The organism is Stenotrophomonas sp. B1-1 (assembly GCF_010894375.1).
Classification (GTDB): Bacteria; Pseudomonadota; Gammaproteobacteria; order Xanthomonadales; family Xanthomonadaceae; genus Stenotrophomonas.
The window spans coordinates 234,199-253,566 of sequence record NZ_JAAIUZ010000012.1 but is presented as its reverse complement, the minus strand read 5'-3'; the positions used below and the strand labels follow the sequence as shown (position 1 = coordinate 253,566).

The 19,368-nt window shown below is 64.9% G+C and carries 19 protein-coding genes; 15 read left to right on the top strand and 4 right to left on the bottom strand.

The annotated features are described in order from the left end of the window. The first annotated feature begins 39 nt into the window (after nucleotides 1–39). The 11 genes from G4G00_RS10870 (at nucleotide 40) to G4G00_RS10820 (ending at nucleotide 11,337) form a co-directional block, all read left to right on the top strand. Entirely contained in the window at nucleotides 40–2,244 is a 2,205-nt protein-coding gene (locus G4G00_RS10870; protein ID WP_164273385.1) for a phage tail tape measure protein, read from the top strand. Next, on the top strand, nucleotides 2,241–3,590 hold the full coding sequence (locus tag G4G00_RS10865) for a DNA circularization N-terminal domain-containing protein (protein ID WP_164273382.1): 1,350 nt from the start codon (nucleotides 2,241–2,243) through the stop codon (nucleotides 3,588–3,590). The genes G4G00_RS10870 and G4G00_RS10865 overlap by 4 nt, the downstream gene beginning before the upstream one ends. Next, entirely contained in the window at nucleotides 3,574–4,689 is a 1,116-nt protein-coding gene (locus G4G00_RS10860) for a phage baseplate assembly protein (RefSeq protein WP_205515542.1), read from the top strand. Before G4G00_RS10865 ends, G4G00_RS10860 begins: the two co-directional genes overlap by 17 nt. Further along, on the top strand, nucleotides 4,686–5,249 hold the full coding sequence (locus tag G4G00_RS10855) for a phage baseplate assembly protein V (protein ID WP_205515541.1): 564 nt from the start codon (nucleotides 4,686–4,688) through the stop codon (nucleotides 5,247–5,249). Before G4G00_RS10860 ends, G4G00_RS10855 begins: the two co-directional genes overlap by 4 nt. Then, nucleotides 5,249–5,599, top strand: coding sequence for a phage GP46 family protein (locus tag G4G00_RS10850; RefSeq protein WP_164273379.1), 351 nt, complete (start codon nucleotides 5,249–5,251; stop codon nucleotides 5,597–5,599). The genes G4G00_RS10855 and G4G00_RS10850 overlap by 1 nt, the downstream gene beginning before the upstream one ends. 10 nt (nucleotides 5,600–5,609) lie before the next feature. Further along, nucleotides 5,610–6,680 carry a baseplate J/gp47 family protein gene (locus G4G00_RS10845; protein ID WP_164273376.1) on the top strand — a complete coding sequence of 357 codons (1,071 nt, stop codon included), beginning with the start codon at nucleotides 5,610–5,612 and terminating at the stop codon, nucleotides 6,678–6,680. Then, the gene (locus tag G4G00_RS10840) at nucleotides 6,677–7,198 is read left to right on the top strand and encodes a putative phage tail protein (protein WP_164273373.1); all 522 of its coding nucleotides are present in this window, start codon (nucleotides 6,677–6,679) and stop codon (nucleotides 7,196–7,198) included. The genes G4G00_RS10845 and G4G00_RS10840 overlap by 4 nt, the downstream gene beginning before the upstream one ends. A gap of 1 nt (nucleotide 7,199) precedes the next feature. Further along, nucleotides 7,200–8,201: a phage tail protein gene (locus tag G4G00_RS10835; RefSeq protein ID WP_240336124.1), complete on the top strand. Its 1,002-nt coding sequence runs from the start codon at nucleotides 7,200–7,202 to the stop codon at nucleotides 8,199–8,201. A 14-nt stretch (nucleotides 8,202–8,215) separates the two neighbouring features. Continuing rightward, a complete protein-coding gene (locus G4G00_RS10830) occupies nucleotides 8,216–8,776 on the top strand; it encodes a phage tail protein (RefSeq protein WP_164273367.1) in 561 nt (186 codons plus the stop codon). A 39-nt stretch (nucleotides 8,777–8,815) separates the two neighbouring features. Further along, entirely contained in the window at nucleotides 8,816–9,922 is a 1,107-nt protein-coding gene (locus tag G4G00_RS10825; protein ID WP_343161371.1) for an acyltransferase, read from the top strand. A 479-nt stretch (nucleotides 9,923–10,401) separates the two neighbouring features. Then, the gene (locus tag G4G00_RS10820; RefSeq protein ID WP_164273360.1) at nucleotides 10,402–11,337 is read left to right on the top strand and encodes a GAF domain-containing protein; all 936 of its coding nucleotides are present in this window, start codon (nucleotides 10,402–10,404) and stop codon (nucleotides 11,335–11,337) included. On the opposite strand, the gene G4G00_RS10815 is transcribed toward G4G00_RS10820, so the two are convergent. Beyond that, nucleotides 11,334–12,248, bottom strand: a complete 915-nt coding sequence (locus tag G4G00_RS10815) for a LysR family transcriptional regulator (RefSeq protein ID WP_164273357.1) — start codon at nucleotides 12,246–12,248, stop codon at nucleotides 11,334–11,336. The genes G4G00_RS10820 and G4G00_RS10815 overlap by 4 nt on opposite strands. A gap of 188 nt (nucleotides 12,249–12,436) precedes the next feature. Between G4G00_RS10815 and G4G00_RS10810 the strand changes: the two genes are divergently transcribed. From G4G00_RS10810 to G4G00_RS10800, 3 genes are read left to right on the top strand one after another with little or no spacing between them, the layout of a single operon-like run. Next, nucleotides 12,437–13,165 carry a gluconate 2-dehydrogenase subunit 3 family protein gene (locus G4G00_RS10810; protein ID WP_164273353.1) on the top strand — a complete coding sequence of 243 codons (729 nt, stop codon included), beginning with the start codon at nucleotides 12,437–12,439 and terminating at the stop codon, nucleotides 13,163–13,165. A gap of 4 nt (nucleotides 13,166–13,169) precedes the next feature. Further along, on the top strand, nucleotides 13,170–14,945 hold the full coding sequence (locus G4G00_RS10805; protein WP_108753168.1) for a GMC family oxidoreductase: 1,776 nt from the start codon (nucleotides 13,170–13,172) through the stop codon (nucleotides 14,943–14,945). A gap of 10 nt (nucleotides 14,946–14,955) precedes the next feature. Continuing rightward, on the top strand, nucleotides 14,956–16,275 hold the full coding sequence (locus tag G4G00_RS10800; protein WP_164273350.1) for a cytochrome c: 1,320 nt from the start codon (nucleotides 14,956–14,958) through the stop codon (nucleotides 16,273–16,275). A 40-nt stretch (nucleotides 16,276–16,315) separates the two neighbouring features. Here the strand turns inward: G4G00_RS10800 and G4G00_RS10795 are convergent, their stop codons facing one another. The 3 genes from G4G00_RS10795 to G4G00_RS10785 are packed head-to-tail and all read right to left on the bottom strand — an operon-like array spanning nucleotide 16,316 to nucleotide 17,969. After that, nucleotides 16,316–16,849, bottom strand: coding sequence for a hypothetical protein (locus G4G00_RS10795; RefSeq protein ID WP_164273347.1), 534 nt, complete (start codon nucleotides 16,847–16,849; stop codon nucleotides 16,316–16,318). Next, nucleotides 16,830–17,669, bottom strand: a complete 840-nt coding sequence (locus G4G00_RS10790) for a hypothetical protein (RefSeq protein WP_159093970.1) — start codon at nucleotides 17,667–17,669, stop codon at nucleotides 16,830–16,832. The genes G4G00_RS10795 and G4G00_RS10790 overlap by 20 nt, the downstream gene beginning before the upstream one ends. 51 nt (nucleotides 17,670–17,720) lie before the next feature. Continuing rightward, nucleotides 17,721–17,969 (bottom strand): hypothetical protein, encoded by a 249-nt coding sequence (locus G4G00_RS10785; RefSeq protein WP_164273343.1) that lies wholly within the window; start codon nucleotides 17,967–17,969, stop codon nucleotides 17,721–17,723. A 272-nt stretch (nucleotides 17,970–18,241) separates the two neighbouring features. On the opposite strand from G4G00_RS10785, the gene G4G00_RS10780 reads away from it, so the two are divergent. Further along, on the top strand, nucleotides 18,242–18,982 hold the full coding sequence (locus tag G4G00_RS10780) for a DNA/RNA non-specific endonuclease (protein ID WP_164273340.1): 741 nt from the start codon (nucleotides 18,242–18,244) through the stop codon (nucleotides 18,980–18,982). Nucleotides 18,983–19,368 lie beyond the last annotated feature (386 nt).

Genomic DNA, 19,368 nt, shown 5'->3' with positions numbered 1-19,368 from the left:
CGGCAGCGCCCGCCGCCCCCTTAAAGGTCATCCGCTCCCATGACGGACATGTTGGTCAACCTGGTCATCCGCGGCGACGGCAAAGGCGGTCGCCGCGCCGCGCAGGAGGCGCAGTCCGGCCTGCGTGATATGGGCAAGACCGCCCAGGCCACGGGCGATCAGATCAAGCGCTCGGCCGGTGAACAGGCCAAGGCAATCCGTAGCAGCATCACCCAAAGTGCTGCCTCCATGCAGGTGCTGAAGAAGGCCGGCACCGCTGCCGGGGACGCCATCAAGCGTGGCATGGCCGAGGGTGTGCGCGAACAGCGGCGTGTGGGTGATGAGGCTGACCGCCTGGGAGAACGGCTCAAACGTGCCCTGCGCCGTGTCGGTGATCAGGGTGGACTGTTTCGCATCATGGGGCGCACGGCCGTCTCTGAAATCAACCGGGTCAAGTCCGCCTTGGGGTCGATGCAGGGGCGCCTGGCCAGCCTGGGTATCGGCTTTGCCGTGGGCCGCGAAATTGCCTCCAGCGCGCAGCTGGATCGCAACCTGTTGCGCACCCGGCAGACGGCGGGGATGACCCGTGCGCAACAGGATGAATTGCGCCAGACGTTCTGGACCATGGGCCGCCAGAATGGCAACCCGCTGGAGTCGCTGACCACTGGCTTCGACAAGCTGGTGGCCTCGGGGCTGTCCTACCAGGCGTCCAAGGAAGCCATCGGCGCCATCGACATCGGCACCACCATTACCGGTGCCGATTCCAGTGTGCTGGCACAAGGTCTGCTGACCGGTGCCAATGCTTATGGCTTTGACCTGGCCCAAGCCGGCCAGGCACTGACCATGCTGGAAAAGATGATTGTTGCCGGTCGCGCCGGCAACGCCGAGCTGGAGAATCTGGCAGACATCTTTGCCCGCGTCGGCCCGGCCGCGCAGCGCGGTGGCATGGGCTTTGATCAATCCTTGGCCATGGTGGAGACCCTGTCCAAGCTGGAGGCCCAGCCCGAGCGCCTGGCCACCCTGGCCGAGTCCACCACGCGATTGTTTACCAATCGCAACTACATGGTCGAGGCGGCCAAGAGCACGGGGGTGCGGTTCTTCAACAAGGATGGCTCGCGCCGCGACATGCTCGATGTGCTGGCCGAGATGAAGAGCAAGTACGAGAAGCTGGGCACGGACATGCAACGGATGAACTTCGTGTCCAAGGCCTTTGGCAAGGCCGACCAGGACACCCAGAAGGGCGTGCAATTCCTGCTGAGCGGCGACAACCTGGACAGCTTCCGCGACATCCAGGCGCAGATCAGCAATGCCAGCGGCGTGGTCGCCAGCGACCTGCAGGAGAATCGCGACAGCCCCACCGCCGTGGCCGGCCGGGTGCGCAACAGCCTGCGCGAAACCGTGGACCGCATGGCCCAGCCGCTCAACAAGGCGATGGCCGAGGCCGGCCAGTACCTGCTCAACGACCTGAACCTTTCCGGCGGACAGATGATTGGTCTGGCTGCCGGGACTGCCGTTGCCGGTCACTACGGCGGGCGGGCCGGCAGCGCAGTGCTCGGCAAGCTGGGCAACACGGTGGGCGGTGGCTTGGACACGATGAAGAACATCGCTGTCGGTAAGACGCTGCAGGACGCCACCGGAGTCATGCCGGTCTATGTCACCAACTGGGCCGGCGCTCCTGGGCCGGCCCCAGCCGTGCCTGTGGCCGGTGCCGCCGGCAGGACGGCAGCCGGTGGCGGACTCCTGGCTGCAGCCAAGGCCTGGGGCATGCGCTTGGCGGCACCAGCCCTGCTGGCCAGCTATCCGTTGTCACGCTACGCCGGCACGCTCGACACTGGCATGGCCGATCCCACCTTGCGCGCAGACGTCGCCTCCACCCTGGGGCGCTCGCGTGGCAGCGGCCCGCTGGCACGCGCCAATGCGCGCAATCAACAGACGATGCAGCGCCTGGGCGTCACTCCGGAGCAGTACCAGCAGGCCCTGGCCTCGGTGCCCAATGGGCTGAGCTTGCCGCAACGTGAGACAGCCATGCGCGAGGCTATTGCACGGGTGAAGACCGCCGCTCCGGCGGTGCCGGCCGAGTCGGCCCAGTTGCATCAGCAGGCTGCGGCGCAGAATCAGGCAGCCGCACAGCTGCTGGACAATGCCAGCCGTAAGCTGGATCAGACCCTGAGCAAGCCCATCCAGGTACAGGTCACGGCCGATGTGCCGTGGCTGCATGCCGATCTGGGGCGCACCGTCGAGCGTGATGCGAGGCGTGGGCCATGAGCTGGGAAACCGATCTACTCGATGCCAGCTACCGCCAGGTGCCTCTGCAGGTGCTGGGTGAATCGCTCAAAGGCAAGCGTTCGCTGGCCCGCCATGGCACGCCATACCGCAACGGCGATACCGTCGAAGACCTCGGCCGCGAGGCGCTGGTCTTCCAGATGCGCGCGGTCGTCTACGGCGATGCCTATGAAACGGTGCTGCAGTCGCTGATCAAGGCGGTTGAAACAGCGGGTGAAGGCGAATTGATCCACCCCATCTACGGCACCGTCAACGCGGTCGTCGAGGACTGGGAGATCAGCCACGATGCCGAGCGGCCCGACTATGCCGAAGTCGTACTGACCTTTGTTGAGAGCGAGCCCAACCCGGACTTCTTCCAACGCACCTTCCAGACCAGCGAAGGTGCCATTGCCGGGCTTGATGTGGCCGACGTGCGCAATTGGCGCGACCAGGTGCGTGACCTGCTCAGCCGGGTCGATGGGCTCGTTGCTCAAGCGCAAGGCTACTTGGGCGGCGGCTGGGTCGGTCTGGTGGAGAATCTGGTCGGCCTGCCGGGGATCGGCGTGCGTCTATCGCAATTACGCAGCCAGACCTTGGGCGTGCTGGCCGGCCTGGCTGACTTGGCCCGGTCGCCGGCACCGGCCTTTGACCCCATCGCCCAGGCTGCACGCGTGCCGTCCGAGGTCCGTGGCCTGCTGGAAGCCAGCGTGCCCGCCCTGGCCGATGACACGTTGGACATCCGCGCACTGGCCGGGACGCTGCTGCCGCGCGAGGTACCTGGTGCCAACGATCTGCCGGCGCTGGCAGGACGTACCTGGTCGGGGCTGCTTGATGCAGCCCGACGCGGCGTTGCCCCTCCGCTGGAGCCCGATCTACCGCTGGGCCTTCCCGATGAACCGTTGACCGCCCATGCGCTGGGTCTGGTCGTCCTGGTAGCCACCGAGCAGGCGCTGACGCTGACCCGCGCCGTCTGCGACGTGGTCGATGCACAGCGTGTGGAACCCACGATGACGCCCCAGGAAATCGACCGACTCGCCGGCCAGGCACGCGCGGGGTTGCAAGGGGCCATCGGACTGCACCGCCGTCTGTATCCGGTCGAACAGGCGCTGCCGGTCATCGAGCCGTTGCGCAACTTGGCTGCCCTGGTGCAGGCTGGTGCGCGTCGGGTCATCCTCGCGCGACCGCCGCTGATCCAGCGCCAGGTGACCAGTGATACCTGCCTGCGGGCACTGGCCCATCAGTGGTATGGCGACCATCGTCGTGCCACCGAACTGCTGCGGCTGAACCCCACATTGCGTCGTCCCTTCGCCATCGAACGCGGGCAGGTGCTCCATGCCTATGCTCGCTGAGTCGATTCGCCTCACCGTCGGCGGCGTGGTGAATGAGCGCTGGAGTGGCTGGTCGGTGGATAGCGATCTGCTCATCGCAAGCGACGCCTTCGAGTTGGAGCTGCACACCGAGCAAGGTGGGGCACTGCCAGCAGAAGTCGCCGAGGGCGCACCCTGCCAGCTGCAGCTGGGCGAAGACACGGTACTGACCGGTCGCCTGGACGAAGTGGAGCACGAGGTGTCGCGCAGCAGCCATACCGTGCGCATCACTGGGCGTGACCTGGCCGGCTTCTTGGTTGATTGCTCCACCCCGTTTGTGTCCATGCGCGATGCCAGCCTGCAACAGATCGTGGACCAGGTGGCCAAGCCGCTAGGCATCGATCGCGTACGCCTGCAGGTGCCGGGTGGCGCACTGCGTCGGCGTGTGCAGATCCAGCCTGGCCAAAGCGCCTGGGAGGTGCTGCTGCAGGTGGCCGAAGCCAGTGGCGCCTGGCCCTGGGTCGAGCCGGACGGCACCCTGGTGGTAGGCGGACCGGACTATGCGGCTGCACCGGTTGGCCGCCTGCAACTGCGTCATGACGGTGAAGGCAACACCATTACCCGCATCAGCGTGCGCCGCAGCATAGCCCAGCGCTACAGCCAGATCACCGTGCTGGGCCAGCACGGTGCCTTCGACGGCAACGACTGGGGCAACAACCGCACCACCTTGAAGGCCCAAGCGAAGGACGATGCACTGGCCCGGCGCGGCATCTTCCGCCCGCGTGTGGTCGTGGACGGCGCCTGTGACAGCAACAGTCTGGCCGACTCGCGCGCCAAGAAGCTGCTGGCCGACAGCCTGATGGAGGGCTTTGAGGCACGAGTGATCGTACCGGGTTGGCGCGCCAGCGGCGGTGTGGTGTGGGCACCCGGGCAACGCGTGGAGCTGCTCAGCGAGCCACACGGATTGCACGGCGTGTACTTCGTTATGGGCCGCACCCTGCGCCTGACCCGCGCCCAGGGCGCCATCACCGAGCTGCGGCTGCGCGAGGACAGGGCCTGGATCATTGGCGAGCCCATCGCCAAGGGCAAGGCCCGCAAGCGCAAACCGAAAAGTGCCGACGATGGAGAACAGTACCTATGAGCCTGGCCCGCACCATGGCCCGCACGGCCCAGCGCGCCGGCAGCACCGTCCGCCAGGCGCTGCGCGGTATCCTGCAGCGCCTGGACGCCACGCAAGCACTGCCTGGTGCTCAGGTGACCGGATTGGATGGGGAGCAGCTGCAAGTCGAGCTGATGCAGCACTACGGCCTGGCCACCGCGCCACTGTCCGGGGCTGAGGTCATCGTTCTGCCGCTGGGTGGCTCATCGGCACATGGGGTGATCATCGCCAGCGTCGATGGCCGCTACCGGATTCAGCTCAAGCCTGGCGAGGTGGCGCTGCACACCGACGAAGGTGACCACATCTACCTGCAGCGCGGCCGCGTCATCGAGGTCGTCACCGAAACGCTGCTGATCAAGGCGGGCACCAAGATGCGCATTGAGACGCCGGAGATTGAGGCCACCGGCAACGTCACCGCCGAAGGCGAAGTCAGCGATGGCGTGCGCGCCATGAGCGCTGACCGCGCCATCTACAACAGCCATACCCACAGCGGCGTGCAACCCGGCCCTGGCGACACAGCCAAGCCCAACCAGGAACAGTGATGGACGCACAGATTGACCCGGCAACGCGAGACCTTACAGGCCGACGAATCACCACCTTGGCCAACGCGGTCTATCTTCGTCTCATGGTGCCGCTGGGCAGTTGGTTTGCCGCACCCACCCTGGGTAGCCGCCTCCATGAACTGCAGCGGGAAAAAGACGTTTCGCGCGTCGCTGTGCTGGCCCGCCAGTATGCCGAGCAGGCCCTGCACCCCTTGCTCGATGACGGACGGGCCCAGGACCTGGTGGTCACCAGCCAGCAGGCGGGTAACGGTCGTCTCTGGCTGCACATCGAGTTGACCGATGCCAGCGGCCAGCGCCAGACGTTTGAACACCCTGTCAGCGTGATTTAAGAGCCTATCGATGCCACAACCCACGCCCCCCTTTGAGAGCATCCGCGACGCGATCCTGCGCGACATTCGCAATCAGTTGCCGGATGCCGATATTGGCGTGGACAGTGACCACTACGTGCGTGCGGCCGGAGCCGGCGCAGCCATTGAGGGTATCTACCAGCACCAGGGCTGGCTATACCGGCAAATCTTCCCCGACACCGCCGACACCGAGGCGCTGGAACTGCATGCCAGTGATCGTGGATTGAGTCGCAAGCCGGCTGCCACTGCGAGTGGCGCGGCACGCGTCACCGGCACTACCGGCGCAGTGGTGCCAGCGGGCACCCAGCTCCGCCATCCCAATGGCACGTTGCTGAGCACGCTCGCCGAAGCGGTCATCGCCCCAGAAGGCAATGCTGCGGTCCGCGTGGCAGCGCAGACTGCCGGCAGCGCCGCCAACGGTGTGACCGGCCAGGTCACGCTGACCAGCCCGCCCATCGGGGTGGACACCTCGGCCGAACTGATCGAAGCCCTGGCCGGCGGTGCAGACCGCGAGAGCGATGCTGAGCTGCTGGATCGGTTACTGGACCTGATGCGGCGCCCGCCAGCCGGCGGCAATCGCCACGACTACCAGCGCTGGGCCCGCGAGGTGCCCGGCGTTACTGCCGCTTATGTCTACCCGCTGCGTCGCGGCCTTGGCACGGTCGATGTCGTGATCGTTTCGGCCACCGGCTTGCCTTCGGCCGAGTTGATCGGCCAGGTGCAGCAGTACATCGACGAACGTCGCCCAGTGACCGCCTGGGACTGCCTGGTGTTTGGCCCCACCTTGATCACGGTCGATATCACGGCCAAGGTGAAGTTGATCAGCGGCTACACCCTGGAAGGCGTGCAGGACGCCGCCACGCCGCAGCTGGCGGCCGCACTGGAACCGCTGGCACCGGGTGAAACGCTCTACCGCAGTCACCTGGAAGCGGTCATTTCTGGCTTGGCCGGTGTGGTGGACCGCGAGCTAATCCAACCGGAGACCAATTTGACCCCGGTCGTCGATGCCAGCCGCGTGGAATGGGTGCGCTTTGGCAGCGTCACCCTGGAGCTGCTGTCATGAACTTGGCCGAGCTGCTGCGCACCTTGCTGCCGCCAGTGGCCTACGATCCTGCCGGGCGCGTGATTGGCGCCGTCATCGACGCCGAGGCCGGCGCACTGCAGATCGCCGTGGACCGTGCACAGACCATCCAGCAGGCGATGCACCCCGCCACAGCAGGTGATGCCATCGCTGACTGGGAGCGCGTGCTCGGTCTGCGCCCGCTGCCCAGCGCAAGCCCCGCTGAGCGCGTGCAGGCGGTGTTGGCCAAGCTCGGCGAACTGGGCGGCTTGTCGATCCCGTACTTCGTGCGTCTGGCCGCTGCTGCGGGCTACGCCATCACCATTATCGAGCCCAAACCCTGGCGCGTCGGCCATAGCAGCGTGGACGAACCGTTGTACCTGGAAGACGTGCTGTTCGTCTGGCAGGTACGTATCGACCGCCGCCCCCCCAATGCCACCCTGGCCACCGACGCTGCGCTGCAGGCCACATTCAACAACCTCAAGCCCGCGCACACCTTCTGCCAGTTCCTGGAGTCCTGACGTGCACCGCATCGATGTCCCTACCGCCGCACCGACACCACCGCCCAAGCAGGAACCCGGTACGCCGGGCTACTTCACCAGCGGTGACTTCATTGCCGGTGTCAAAGCCACCATCCCTGGAGCGGATTGGTTCAATACCGTCCAGGCCGAGTTGACCAACACCGTCGAAGCCTCCGGCCAGGCGCTGGATCGCGATGATGATACACAGCTATTGCAGGCCATTCGCACGCTGATCAACCGCTCTCGCTATCGGCCGGGTCAGATCGTCATCAGCGCTGGCGAACCCCTGGAAGGCACCCTACTGTGCGATGGCTCAGCGATCTCCCGCCAGGACTATGCCGAGCTGTTCGCGGTCATCGGCACCAAGTACGGCGAAGGTGACGGCAACACGACCTTCAACCTGCCGCTGTGCAAGGACGGCACCACCATCACCCATACCAACAGCGCAGACATTGTTGGCGTCCACTCTGCTGGTGCGATTCTCGCCCATGCGCATACGGCCAGTGCCTCGGCTGTGGGCGATCACACGCACTACATTGGCGTGAACGGGGCAGGCGCGCACACCCACGCCGCAAGCTCAGGAGCGGCTGGCGATCATGCGCATGGCGCATGGACGGATTCGCAAGGGCACCATGCTCACACGGGCGGGACTGCTTGGGCTGGCGACCATGCCCACAATGCGGGCAGTTTTCGCCCTCGTTACTCAAGTGGTGGTGATGCTGGCTTCCACGAAGCCTATGGTGGTGCAGTTGGCACCAATACGGCTGGCGGCCATGCTCATGGTTTCTCCACCGATGGTGCCGGCGGCCACAGCCATAACGTCGGCATGAACGGCTCGGGCAACCACACCCACGAAATCGGCGTTGCGGGAGTCGGCGATCACTCGCATAGCCTAGACAACCGCGGCGCTGGTGCCCATGAGCACACAGTGATCGTCAACAGTACTGGCGGCGAAGATAACTTGCCGGCTGGTCTGCGCATGATGTACTGCATCGCTTACTGATAGAGGCTATCTGAATGAGCTACAAAACGCTTCCAGCGTCGCGCCCTGCCTACTCCTACGACCCCATCACCCGTGAACTTCTGGGCACAATCACCGTGTTTCTGTCGCCCGGCGATGGCACTTACCCTTTGCCGCCGTCTGCGGTGGAATTCTCGCCGGGAGAGCCGACCGGATTGTTCCAACGACACCGCCTGACCGCCGCGTTGGATGCGTGGGAGACCGTCGCCGACTACCGTCACGTCATGCTCTACGCCAAGGCCACTGCACTACCAATTGCCAACACGCTATCCTTGGGCGAGGCGCTGCCCGATGACGTAACTACCACCCAACCGATTGCGTTTTCTCCCAACGATCACTGCCGTAATCAATGGGATGAGGCAGCGGGCGCATGGCGTTCGGTCCCTGACTACAGCGCAACCCCTCTCTGGGAGAAGGCAACTGCCATGCAGGTTGATTCCTTGCCGGTAGGGCGGTCTCTTCCGCCTGAGCTCACCACAATGGCGCCACCGCGTGGCAACCCGGCTCGCATTCAATGGAATGAGTTAGTAGGTGGGTGGTCCGCGAAGCTGGAGTAAACTGCGCTCCAACCTAGTTGCCATTAGTTTGAGGTCGTGATGCTGCGAGATGTTCCTGGGGGGCGAACTGCGTCAAGTGGCACATACTTCGCTTCGATCCAGATGCTTCGCGGGGTCGCTGCGTTGATGGTGGTTCTGTTTCACCTGGTGAACGCCGAGGTGGTCCATGGACGCGGACCATCCTTGCTCGCCGGAAGTCTCGCGGAGTACGGCTATGGCGGCGTTGACCTATTTTTCGTGATCTCCGGATTTGTCATGACCACGGTCATGCCGGGAAGGTATGGAAGCTTCGCAGGCGCATTGACCTTTCTGGCGAGGCGTGGGCTCCGGATACTGCCCCTCTACTGGGTGTTCACAACACTGATCGTGTTACTGCTACTCGTCAGGCCTACTGCCCTGGATGCCAGCCATCATGACAAGAGCATTCTGGCTTCGTACTTGCTTCTGCCGCAGCCTGTGCTTCCCATTCTCCAAGTCGGGTGGACACTGATCTACGAGGCCTTCTTCTACGTGATGATGGCGCTCGCCATTGCTGTGCTTCCCGAGCGTCGAATTCCTGCGTTCTTTGCTGCTTGGGCTATCGGGTTGCTAGCAATGCAGTTCATCCCAGGAGAGTCACCCGCCTGGCTGGTCGTTAGCAGCCCAATGGGATGGGAGTTCATCGCCGGGGCCCTGATTGGCATATATTGGCAACGCGTCTCAGTGCGCGGGGCTGCAGGCTTCATCATCGCGGGGTGCATTGGCTTTGCTTTGAGTTACACGCTGCTGCAGGCGCAATACGTCCAAAGCGGGCATGCCCCACTGGCCCGAACCATTGCCTTTGGGCTCCCTAGTGCTCTGCTGGTACTAGGCTTGGTCCGCTGGGAAAGCGCGGGGCGACGCCTCAGCCTCGGGGTGTTCCACACTATCGGCAATGCTTCCTACTCCATCTATTTGAGCCATCTCTTTGTGTTGAGCGTCGGAGCTAGGGTATGGAGCGGATCGGGCTGGAACCAGGAGGCATGGCAACACGGCATGTTCATACTTGTGATGATGGTCGCGTGTACTGCTGGCGGCATCATTTGCTACCGATGGGTCGAGAAGCCGCTCCTGGCTGCTTGCAGTGCTGGTGTGCGCTTGCTGCCTCGCGTAGCGCAGGCAGCCTGATTCAGGGGATGCCGACGGAGATGGGCGGCTTAGCCTTCTCTCTTCCTGACCTCGGGCCCAAGTGAGCAAGGGTACAAGATCCCATTCTGCTTGGATGAGCTCCAAGCTCATGAACACTGCAGCACCATTCTGAGGCCGACTCGCTTAAGCAGCCCTTGCAGCGCCTGCGGTTGCCATCTAATCACTTTCGAGCCCCCTTCAAAGGCTCGTTGAAGTGACTTCTGGCGGCAGGGCGGAGGCGCAAACCGACTGTCCCATCTTCGCAAACCGACTGTCCCCTTACATGGGCGCTGGCGAGACGGACGTCCGGGGCTGGCGGACGGCATCGTATGGCAAATGTGAATCGTTATCAATACGTGAAGTGCGTCGCTTGCATTCGGTGTGCATCGTTGCGTATCAGCTCGAGCGCGCATGGCCGTTGACGGCGCGCGAACGCAGGTGCTCTAGCATGGGCCGACCCCGGTAGTTACAGGAACACCATGACCGAGCGCTTCACCCTGTCCACGGACGAAATCGAACGCCAGCGTGCGCTCGATGCCCTGCACATTGTCGGCAGCCTGCCCGAGCCGGCCTACGATGACATCGTGAAAGTGGCCGCCGCCGTGTGCGGCACGCCGATGGCGCTGGTCACGTTGATTGACCGCGACCGCCAGTGGTTCAAGGCCCGCACCGGGCTGGACGGCAGCCAGACCGACCGTGATGTAGCGGTCTGCGACCATGCAATCCGCGAGCCCAGCCAACTGCTGGAAGTCGGTGATCTGAGCCAGGATGCGCGCTTTGCCGACAATCCGGTGCTGAAGGAGATCGGCGCACGCTTCTACGCCGGCATGCCGCTGGTGACCGGTAGCGGTGCGGCGGTGGGCAGTGTGTGCGTGGTCGACCTGTCACCGCGCTCGCTTACCCCGGTGCAACGCGAGGCCCTGCAGGCGCTGGCCCGGCTGACCATGAACCTGATGGAAGCGCGCAGTCGCGAACGCGAGCAGGAAGTGGTGGCTCTGCTGGAACAGACGGTCGCCGCCGAGCCCATCGGCACTGACACTGCCGCCGCAGGCACCCCCTACACCATCGTGATCCTGGAGCTGCAGGATCTGGCCGCGCTGGCCGAACAACTGGGCGAGCGCGGCCTGGACCGCCAGTTGCAGCAGTTGGATGCGGCGCTGGAGCGTTGCATGCAGGCCGAGCGTGGCGACAGCATCAACCGGGTTACCGGCAGCGGCGAGTTCATTGCGGTGCTGGGCACCGACCAGGCCGATGCCACCCTGCATGCGCTGCAGGGCGTGGCCGATGAAGCCGCCAGCCGCCTCGGCCGCCCGTTGCTGCTCGGCGTGGCCACCGGCACCCGCGACGAGAACACCACCGCGGTGTTCGTGCGCGCCGACCACGCGCTGGCCAGCGCCAAGGACGCGCGCGGCTAATCGGCGTTGGCGTAGCGCCAAGCTACCGTGCTGCGCAGGTGCTGCAGCAGGTGGTCCAGGAACACGCGCACGCGCGGTGCCAGCTGCTTGCCCGAACCATGCACCGCGCTCAACGGCGAGGTGGCCAGAGCATGGTCGGGCAGCACTTCCACCAGGCGCCCGGCCTGCAGGTCTTCGGCCACGTCCCAGATCGACTTGCGGGCAATGCCGGCGCCCTGCAGCGCCATCAGATGCGCCGCCTCACCGTCGTCGCACAGCGTGCTGGCCTGCAGCGGCAGGGCCAGCGCGGCATCGCCCTGGCCGAAGCGCCAGTGGCTGACCGGCGGGCTGCCCGAGGCAATGCAGTCGTGCTCCTGCAGGTCGGCAATAGTGCGCGGCATGCCGCGCCGTTGCAGGTAATCCGGCGATGCGCACAGCACCCGCCGGTTCGGCGCCAGTTGCCGGGCGACCAGGCGCGAATCGTCCAGCGTGCCGTAGCGCAGGGCCAGCTCGATGCCCTCGCCCACCAGATCCACGATCTCGTCGCGCAGCGACAGATGCACGCGCACGCCGGGGTGCGCCATCTGGAACCGCCGCACCGCCGGCACCACGTGCCGCCGACCGAAACCATTCGGGGCGGTCACCCGCAACACGCCGGCCACGAGGTCCTGGCGCTGCGCCAGCGCCGCTTCGGCCGCTTCCACTGCCTGCAGCACCTGGCGGCAATGCTGGTGGAACAGGCTGCCTTCGTCGGTCAGCGAGACCCGGCGCGTGCTGCGGTTGAGCAGGCGCACCTGCAACCGCCGCTCCAGCGCTGACAGCCGCTTGCTGACCACTGCCAGCGACACACCCAGGTCACGTGCGGCGGCCGACAAGCTGCCCCCATGCACGATGCGATCGAAGGTGCGCAGCTCTCCCAGGTCTTCGATCATCGCGATTCTTTCCTTTCAGGCAACAGCACCTTTCCCATATTGCCATTCCGGAAAGCATCACGCAGCAACACAATGGATCGATCCATGTCGGCCGGGGAGCGGTCGGCGCCGGGCCCGATGTCGAGCACGCCACCGCGACAGGACGCGCGCGAAGCTGTGCACCAGCCACCCCACAGGTAGCCACCCCCATGAACGATGACGCCGAACCGACGGCGCCGGCGCTGAGCCGCCGCCGCTTTTTCCAGGGCCTGACCCTGATTCCCGTGGCCGCCGCACTGCCCGCCTGTGCGCCCGGCACGCCGGCGGCAGACGCGCAGGCACCCGCCGCTGATGCCGCCGACTACCGCCCCGAATTCTTCAACGCCGCCGAATGGGCCTTCATCGTCGCGGCCTGCGATCGGCTGATTCCCGCCGACGAGACCGGCCCCGGCGCGGTGGAATCGGGGGTGCCCGAGTTCCTTGACCGGCACATGCAGACGCCCTACGCCGCCGGCGCCATCTGGTACATGCAGGGCCCGTTCCTGGAAGCGCCCAGCGAACTCGGCTACCAGGGCAAGCTGCCGCTGCGCGACATCGTGCGGGTGGGTATTGGCGCCGTCGATGCGCACTGCCGTGAACAGTTCCAGGGCAAGACCTTCGCCCAGCTGGACCACGCCCAGCAGGAAACCCTGCTGAAGGCCGCCGAGGGCGGCAAGCTGGAGCTGGACGCCATTTCCAGCAAGCTGTTCTTCTCCAACCTGCTGGGTGAAGTGAAGAACGGCTACTTCGCCGACCCCAAGTACGGGGCCAACAAGGGAATGGCCGCGTGGAAGATGATCGGCTACCCCGGCATGCGTGCCGACTACCTGGACTGGATCGGGGTGCGCAACAAGGCCTACCCACTGCCGCCGGTGGACCTGGCCGGGCGGAGGGGCTGAGCGCATGGCCATCACGAAACCGAAAGTAGACGCCGTGATCGTCGGCATGGGCTGGACCGGGGCGATCCTGGCCAAGGAACTGACCGACGCCGGCCTGCACGTGGTCGCGCTGGAGCGCGGCGGCGACCGCGATACCCAACCTGATTTCGCCTACCCCAACGTGGTGGACGAGCTGGAAGGTTCGGTGCACCGTCGCTATCTGCAGAGCCTGGCGCAGGAAACCGTCACGATTCGCCACACCCCGGCCGACACCGCCGTGCCCTACCGGCAGATGGGCTCGTTCAAGCCCGGCACCGGCGTGGGCGGTGCGGGCAGCCACTGGTCGGGCGCGCATTTCCGCCCGCTGCCGGAAGACATGAAGCTGCGCACCAACGTGGAAGAACGCTACGGCAAGCGCTTCATTCCCGATGACATGACCATCCAGGATTTCCCGCTGAGCTACGCCGAACTGGAACCGCACCTGCACATGTTCGAGCTGGTCTGCGGCACCTCTGGCAAGGCCGGTGTGATCAATGGCGTGGTGCAGGCCGGCGGCAACCCGTTCGAAGGGTCGCGCTCGGCCGAATATCCGCTGGGCCCCAACCCCAATTACCTGGGCGGCGAACTGTTCTACAAGGCGGCCAAGGAAATGGGCTGGCACCCCTATCCGATTCCGGCGTCGAATGCCTCGGGCCCGTATGTGAACCCCTACGGCTGCCAGCTGGGCCCGTGCAATGCCTGCGGCTTCTGCAGCGATTACGGTTGCCTGAACTATTCCAAGGCCAGCCCCAACGCCTGCATCCTGCCGGTGCTGCGGCAGCGCCCGAAGTTCGAGCTGCGCACCCATTCGCAGGTGCTGAAGGTGGACCTGGACAGCACCGGCAAGCAGGCCACCGGCGTGACCTACCTGGATGCCCAGGGCCGCGAGGTGCAGCAGCCGGCCGACCTGGTGCTGCTGTGCGCCTTCCAGCTCTACAACGTGCATCTGATGCTGCTGTCCGGCATCGGTACGCCCTACGACCCCGAATCGAACACCGGCACGGTGGGGCGCAACTACTCCTACCAGAACCTCAACCGGGTGGTGCTGTTCTTCGACAAGAGCGTGCAGGCCAACGGCTTCATCGGCATTGGCGGTGCGGGCACCACCATGGACGATCTGAACGGCAATCAGCTGGATAACGCCAAGGCCGGATTCGTAGGCGGTGGCCTGGTCTGGGCGCGCCAGCCCGGCGCCGGCCCGGTGCGCGGCATCAACGTGCCATCGGGCACGCCCAGCTGGGGCGCGGCATGGAAGAAGGCGGCCGCGGACAACTTCCGCCACAACTTCTATTATGAAGTACAGGGCGCGTGCATGGCCTACCGCCAGCACTACCTCAGCCTGGACCCGAACTACACCGACAGCTTCGGCCGGCCCCTGCTGCGCATGACCTTCGATTGGCACCCCAACGAGATCAAGGCCTCGCAGTTCTTCGTGGGCAAGGCCATGGAGATGAGCCGCGTGCTGAATCCGCTTTCCATGAGCGGTGATGCCAAGAAGGACGGCGAGCACTACAACATCACCAAGTACCAGAGCACCCACACCTGCGGTGGCGCGATCATGGGCGCCGACCCGAAGACCTCGGCGCTGAACCGCTACCTGCAGAGCTGGGACGTGCCGAACGTATTCGTGATCGGCGCCAACGCGTTCCCGCAGAACAACGGCTACAACCCCACCGGGCTGGTCGGCGGGCTGGCGTACTGGGCGGCCACGGCCATCCGCGAAAAGTACCTGCCCGATCCGGGCCCGCTGGTACAGGCCTGAGGAGACGCCCATGAAGAAGCTTCTCCTGTGGATCGTGGTGCTTGCCCTGGTGCTGCTGTTGCTGGCCCTGGCCTACGCCTTCGTGCCGACCCGTACGCGGGTACTGGGCGATGCGCCGGCGGCCGACGCCGCCCTGATCGAACGCGGTCGCTACCTGGCCGCTGCCGGCGACTGCACCGCCTGCCACACCCGGCCCGGCGGCAAGCCGTTCGCCGGTGGCCTGGCGGTGGCCTCGCCGCTGGGCAACATCTACAGCACCAACATCACCCCAAACCGCGACACCGGCATTGGCGGCTACTCGCTGGATGATTTCGACCGCGCCGTGCGCCACGGCATCACCCCCGATGGCCGCACCCTGTACCCGGCCATGCCCTACCCGTCCTATGCACGCCTGACCGATGACGATGTGCGGGCGCTGCATGCCTATTTCCTGCACGGTGACATCGCCCCGGTAAAGGAGGCCAACCAGGCCGCCGACATTCCGTGGCCGCTGTCGATGCGCTGGCCGCTGGCGATCTGGCGCAAGACCTTCGCCCCCGATGCGGACGCGGTGGCCTTCGACCCCAGCCGCTATGCCAATGCTGAACTTGCGCGCGGTGCCTACCTGGTGCAGGGCCTGGGCCACTGTGGCAGTTGCCACACCCCGCGCGGGCTGGCGTTGCAGGAGCAGGCACTGGATGAATCGGGCAGCGCGTACCTGGCCGGCGGGCAGATCATCGATGGCTGGAACGCGGTGAACCTGCGCGGCAACAACGCCGATGGCCTGGGCCGCTGGAGCACGCAGGACATCGTCGATACCCTGCGCACCGCACGCAATGCACACAGCGCGGTGGTGGGTTCGCCGATGGCCGACGTGGTGGTGCACAGCACCCAGCACCTGACCGATGCCGACCTGCAGGCCATGGCGGTCTATCTGAAGAGCCTGCCGGCCAGTGCAAACGATCCGTCGGCGTACGCCCAGGACGATGCCACCGCGCGCAAGCTGCAGGCCGGGGTGAATGACAGCCGCGGCGCCGAACTGTACGTGGACAACTGCGCCGCCTGCCATCGCACCGATGCCAAGGGCTATACCAACGTGTTCCCGGCCATCGCCGGCAACCCCACGGTGCTGGCCGATGATCCCACCACTCTGGTGCGCCTGCTGCTGCATGGCAGCGCGTTGCCTTCCACTGCGCAGCGGCCGTCCAACCTGGGCATGCCCGGGTTCGCCGATCGGCTGAGCGATGAAGAGATCGCGCAGTTGGCGACCTTCATCCGCCAGGACTTTGGCAACAAGGCTAGCGCGGTGAATGCGGCGCAGGCGAAGAAGCTGCGGCAGGAAGCACCGTAGCCTGAGTGCAGGGCCGAGCGTGTGCTCGGCCCTGTCCCTGTCAATCGGGTCGCACTCTCCCATCCTCGCCGATGCAGAGTTCTCCCTTGCTCTCCGCGCCCTGCTGGCAGGGTTGATATGGGCCGACGGTCACGAGGCCACCGCCGCCACAGCTGCCATAACAGCCACCGCCAATCGGCACTCCGCCGCCTGCTTGACCTCCGCCACCGGTACCGCCTTCATCAATAGGTTCTGGCAACACCCCCTCACGCGGGGTCTGGCCTTCACCTACCCAGTTGGATTCGAAATTCTCGTGATAGACGGTGCAGTGTGTCGGGTTGCAGATCTGATAGGTGGTTCCGGTCGCCCATGCAAAGAGCGGCACATAGTCCACGGGTGCGCGTGAGTCCTTGAGAACCTCCAGGGTTCTGGCATCCGGCACCGGCGACGCGACGGCGCAATCAGTGCAGAAGTATGGCCCGCGCTCGAATGCAAACGTGCTTACGCCGAATATCAATCCTGCCGCTAGTATCAGGATCAATATTGCCTTTCGTCGCGACATTGCAAATGGTTTTCTAGCGACAGCATGCATCATGGATTTGACTTCCTTTTCGTCGGGCTATGGAGAGCTGTTGCGCACTTAGCGCTTTGTCCAGAGTATTGATCTGCTGGACCGGAACCACCGAAGGGTCAGCAAGACGTGCCGCCTCGAAGTAGGCCCTGCTTGTGACGAGATCTTCGTCGAGCAGCACGCCTGCGTGGTAGGCATTGCCCAGTTGCAGCAGCGCATCCACGCTTCCCTGGGCGACCATGTCCTGCAGGTAGCCGGTGGCTTTCTGTTTGTACTCCTTGGTGCGATCGGGATCGCGAAGCAAAGCGGCAGGCCCGCCGAGCGCTGACTCGGAATCGGCGGCATAGAGAAGGCGTGCACCCATGTTCCCCTGCTCCGCCGCAAGCGTCAGCCAACGACTGGCGCTGATCTCGTTTTCCGCCGAAAGATCCAGGCATGCAGACACCACATCGGGACTGGCCTGCACCGCGCTGCCTCTGGATGCGCGTCGATTGATGTTCTGGCACTCGTTGAGCTTCAGGAAAATTCCATACGATGCCGTCGCATCGCCTGCCAAGGCCTGCGGGGTAAGCCCTGCGATAACCTGGTCCACTGTTCCGCTGGGAACCCGACCAAAATCCGTGACGGCAAACGCCCTGCCAGGCAGCTGCCGGATTCGAAGGTCTCTGTTGGCCGGATCGCCCGGCGCCGAGCTGTCGGCAGGTCGAGACATTGCAGATGTGCGCTGCATCGAGGCGGTCTCGTTGCCGCTCGCCGGTATCGAGGAGCGTTCAGCGTGGTTCTCGCGATCTGGCGCGGAGGACAGGCTGTACCACGCGGTCGCTGCAAGTACGATGATCGACACAGATATGAACAGGAATTTATTTCTTTGAGTCATACGTTTCTCTGGAAGCGGTCAGTGATGAAAGCCCGCTTCAGCCTTGCTGCCACAGTCGTCATTCCCATCGTCGGAGACCGAGCGTGACTGCTCGCTAGCCGGTTTGGCGTAAATGCGCATCATTCGCATATGATAACAGTCCTGCGTGGAAGCGCCCCTAGGCTTTCTGTCCATCGCGCTGTAGGAAACTTCCCACTTCGACGCGCCCAGATGCACGCTCGACGTCACGGCCTGAACAGAAAAGCCGCCGGACACGATCCGGCGCAATACAGCGCACTCCTTGCGCGAAGTCACACCTTGGAACATCCAGCGTTGACCTGAGAGCGTCAGCAATTGACGCTTACGCCACCGCGCGCCACATCGTGGCCCAGGGGACGCGGTTGCGATTCCGCAGCACCGCCGGCCATGGCCGGGCATCAACGTCAGTCCGCTTCAACGGCAGTCCGCTTCATCCCATCCGTCGCAGCACCCGCCTCCGTCGAAACGCGTTTTCGCCGGCACGGGCAACTGCGTCCTGGAAACTTCAAGGAGATCACCCAATGCGCTCTGCAAGGTTCCTGTTCGCACTTGTCATCAGCGCCTTCGCCGGTGCCGCACACGCCCAGACCGTCACCCTGAACAAGGGCGGCTTCGTACTGACCTACGACTGCAGCATCCACAGTGCCACCCGTTACGAATACACGCTGCTGGCCGATACCGGTTCGGCCGCGCGCCCGTCCAGCTTCTACAAGGACCCGGATCTGCCGGCAGGCTGCCTGGGCCAGACCAGCACCGGCTCCTACGCCAGCGTGAAATCCGGCTATGACCGCGGGCATCTGGTCACCTCCAACCACATGGACTACGACAGCACGTACATCCGCCGCGCAAACTACATGACCAACATCGTGCCGCAGGTGTCCGGCTTCAACCAGGGCATCTGGGTGAAGGCCGAGAACGTGGCCGAGTGCTACCGCGATATCGCGCCGGTGGATGTGTACGGCGGCGTGGTGTATGGCGACGCCAGCAACGACTACTTCCTGAGCAGCCACGGCATTCCCACGCCGGAATTCTTCTGGAAGACCATCATCACCCGCGACCCCAACACAGGTACCGCCAAGGCGATCAGCTGGATCTTCCCCAACGAAGCCGGCCTGGGCAGCCTGGATGACTACCTGGTGACCATCGCCGATCTGGAAGAGCTGCTGGGCGCCAGCTACGTGGCGATCAATGCACCGGCCTCGCTGAAGAACATGCTGCCTGCGACCAGTTGGCCGCTGCCGAGCGGCTGCGACCTGAGCTGACCGCCACTGCCACCCCGGTAGGTGCCAACCTTACTTGCCCCGGTAGGTGCCAACCTTGGTTGGCACCCAGGCGCAGAGCGTGCCCACCAAGGTGGGCACCTACCGAAGCCTCGGGGTGTACTGCCTTGGTAGGTGCCAACCTTGGTTGGCACCCAAGCGCAAAGCGTGCCCACCAAGGTGGGCACCTACCGAAGCCTCGGGGTGTACTGCCTTGGTAGGTGCCAACCTTGGTTGGCACCCAAGCGCAAAGCGTGCCCACCAAGGTGGGCACCTACCGAAGCGTCGGGGTGTACTGCCTTGGTAGCTGCCAACCTTGGTTGGCACCCAAGCGCAAAGCGTGCCCACCAAGGTGGGCACCTACCAGAGCGATCGGCGCGGCGGCGCCC

Excerpts from the sequence above, each read along its gene's own strand:
- G4G00_RS10850 (WP_164273379.1), top strand. The coding sequence starts at position 5,249 with ATGGACGCACAGATTGACCCGGCAACGCGAGACCTTACAGGCCGACGA.
- G4G00_RS10840 (WP_164273373.1), top strand. The coding sequence starts at position 6,677 with ATGAACTTGGCCGAGCTGCTGCGCACCTTGCTGCCGCCAGTGGCCTAC.
- G4G00_RS10815 (WP_164273357.1), bottom strand. The coding sequence starts at position 12,248 with ATGATCGAAGACCTGGGAGAGCTGCGCACCTTCGATCGCATCGTGCAT.
- G4G00_RS10780 (WP_164273340.1), top strand. The coding sequence starts at position 18,242 with ATGCGCTCTGCAAGGTTCCTGTTCGCACTTGTCATCAGCGCCTTCGCC.
- G4G00_RS10820 (WP_164273360.1), top strand. The coding sequence starts at position 10,402 with ATGACCGAGCGCTTCACCCTGTCCACGGACGAAATCGAACGCCAGCGT.
- G4G00_RS10845 (WP_164273376.1), top strand. The coding sequence starts at position 5,610 with ATGCCACAACCCACGCCCCCCTTTGAGAGCATCCGCGACGCGATCCTG.
- G4G00_RS10830 (WP_164273367.1), top strand. The coding sequence starts at position 8,216 with ATGAGCTACAAAACGCTTCCAGCGTCGCGCCCTGCCTACTCCTACGAC.
- G4G00_RS10860 (WP_205515542.1), top strand. The coding sequence starts at position 3,574 with ATGCCTATGCTCGCTGAGTCGATTCGCCTCACCGTCGGCGGCGTGGTG.
- G4G00_RS10825 (WP_343161371.1), top strand. The coding sequence starts at position 8,816 with ATGCTGCGAGATGTTCCTGGGGGGCGAACTGCGTCAAGTGGCACATAC.
- G4G00_RS10865 (WP_164273382.1), top strand. The coding sequence starts at position 2,241 with ATGAGCTGGGAAACCGATCTACTCGATGCCAGCTACCGCCAGGTGCCT.
- G4G00_RS10810 (WP_164273353.1), top strand. The coding sequence starts at position 12,437 with ATGAACGATGACGCCGAACCGACGGCGCCGGCGCTGAGCCGCCGCCGC.
- G4G00_RS10800 (WP_164273350.1), top strand. The coding sequence starts at position 14,956 with ATGAAGAAGCTTCTCCTGTGGATCGTGGTGCTTGCCCTGGTGCTGCTG.
- G4G00_RS10805 (WP_108753168.1), top strand. The coding sequence starts at position 13,170 with ATGGCCATCACGAAACCGAAAGTAGACGCCGTGATCGTCGGCATGGGC.
- G4G00_RS10795 (WP_164273347.1), bottom strand. The coding sequence starts at position 16,849 with ATGATGCATGCTGTCGCTAGAAAACCATTTGCAATGTCGCGACGAAAG.
- G4G00_RS10855 (WP_205515541.1), top strand. The coding sequence starts at position 4,686 with ATGAGCCTGGCCCGCACCATGGCCCGCACGGCCCAGCGCGCCGGCAGC.
- G4G00_RS10870 (WP_164273385.1), top strand. The coding sequence starts at position 40 with ATGACGGACATGTTGGTCAACCTGGTCATCCGCGGCGACGGCAAAGGC.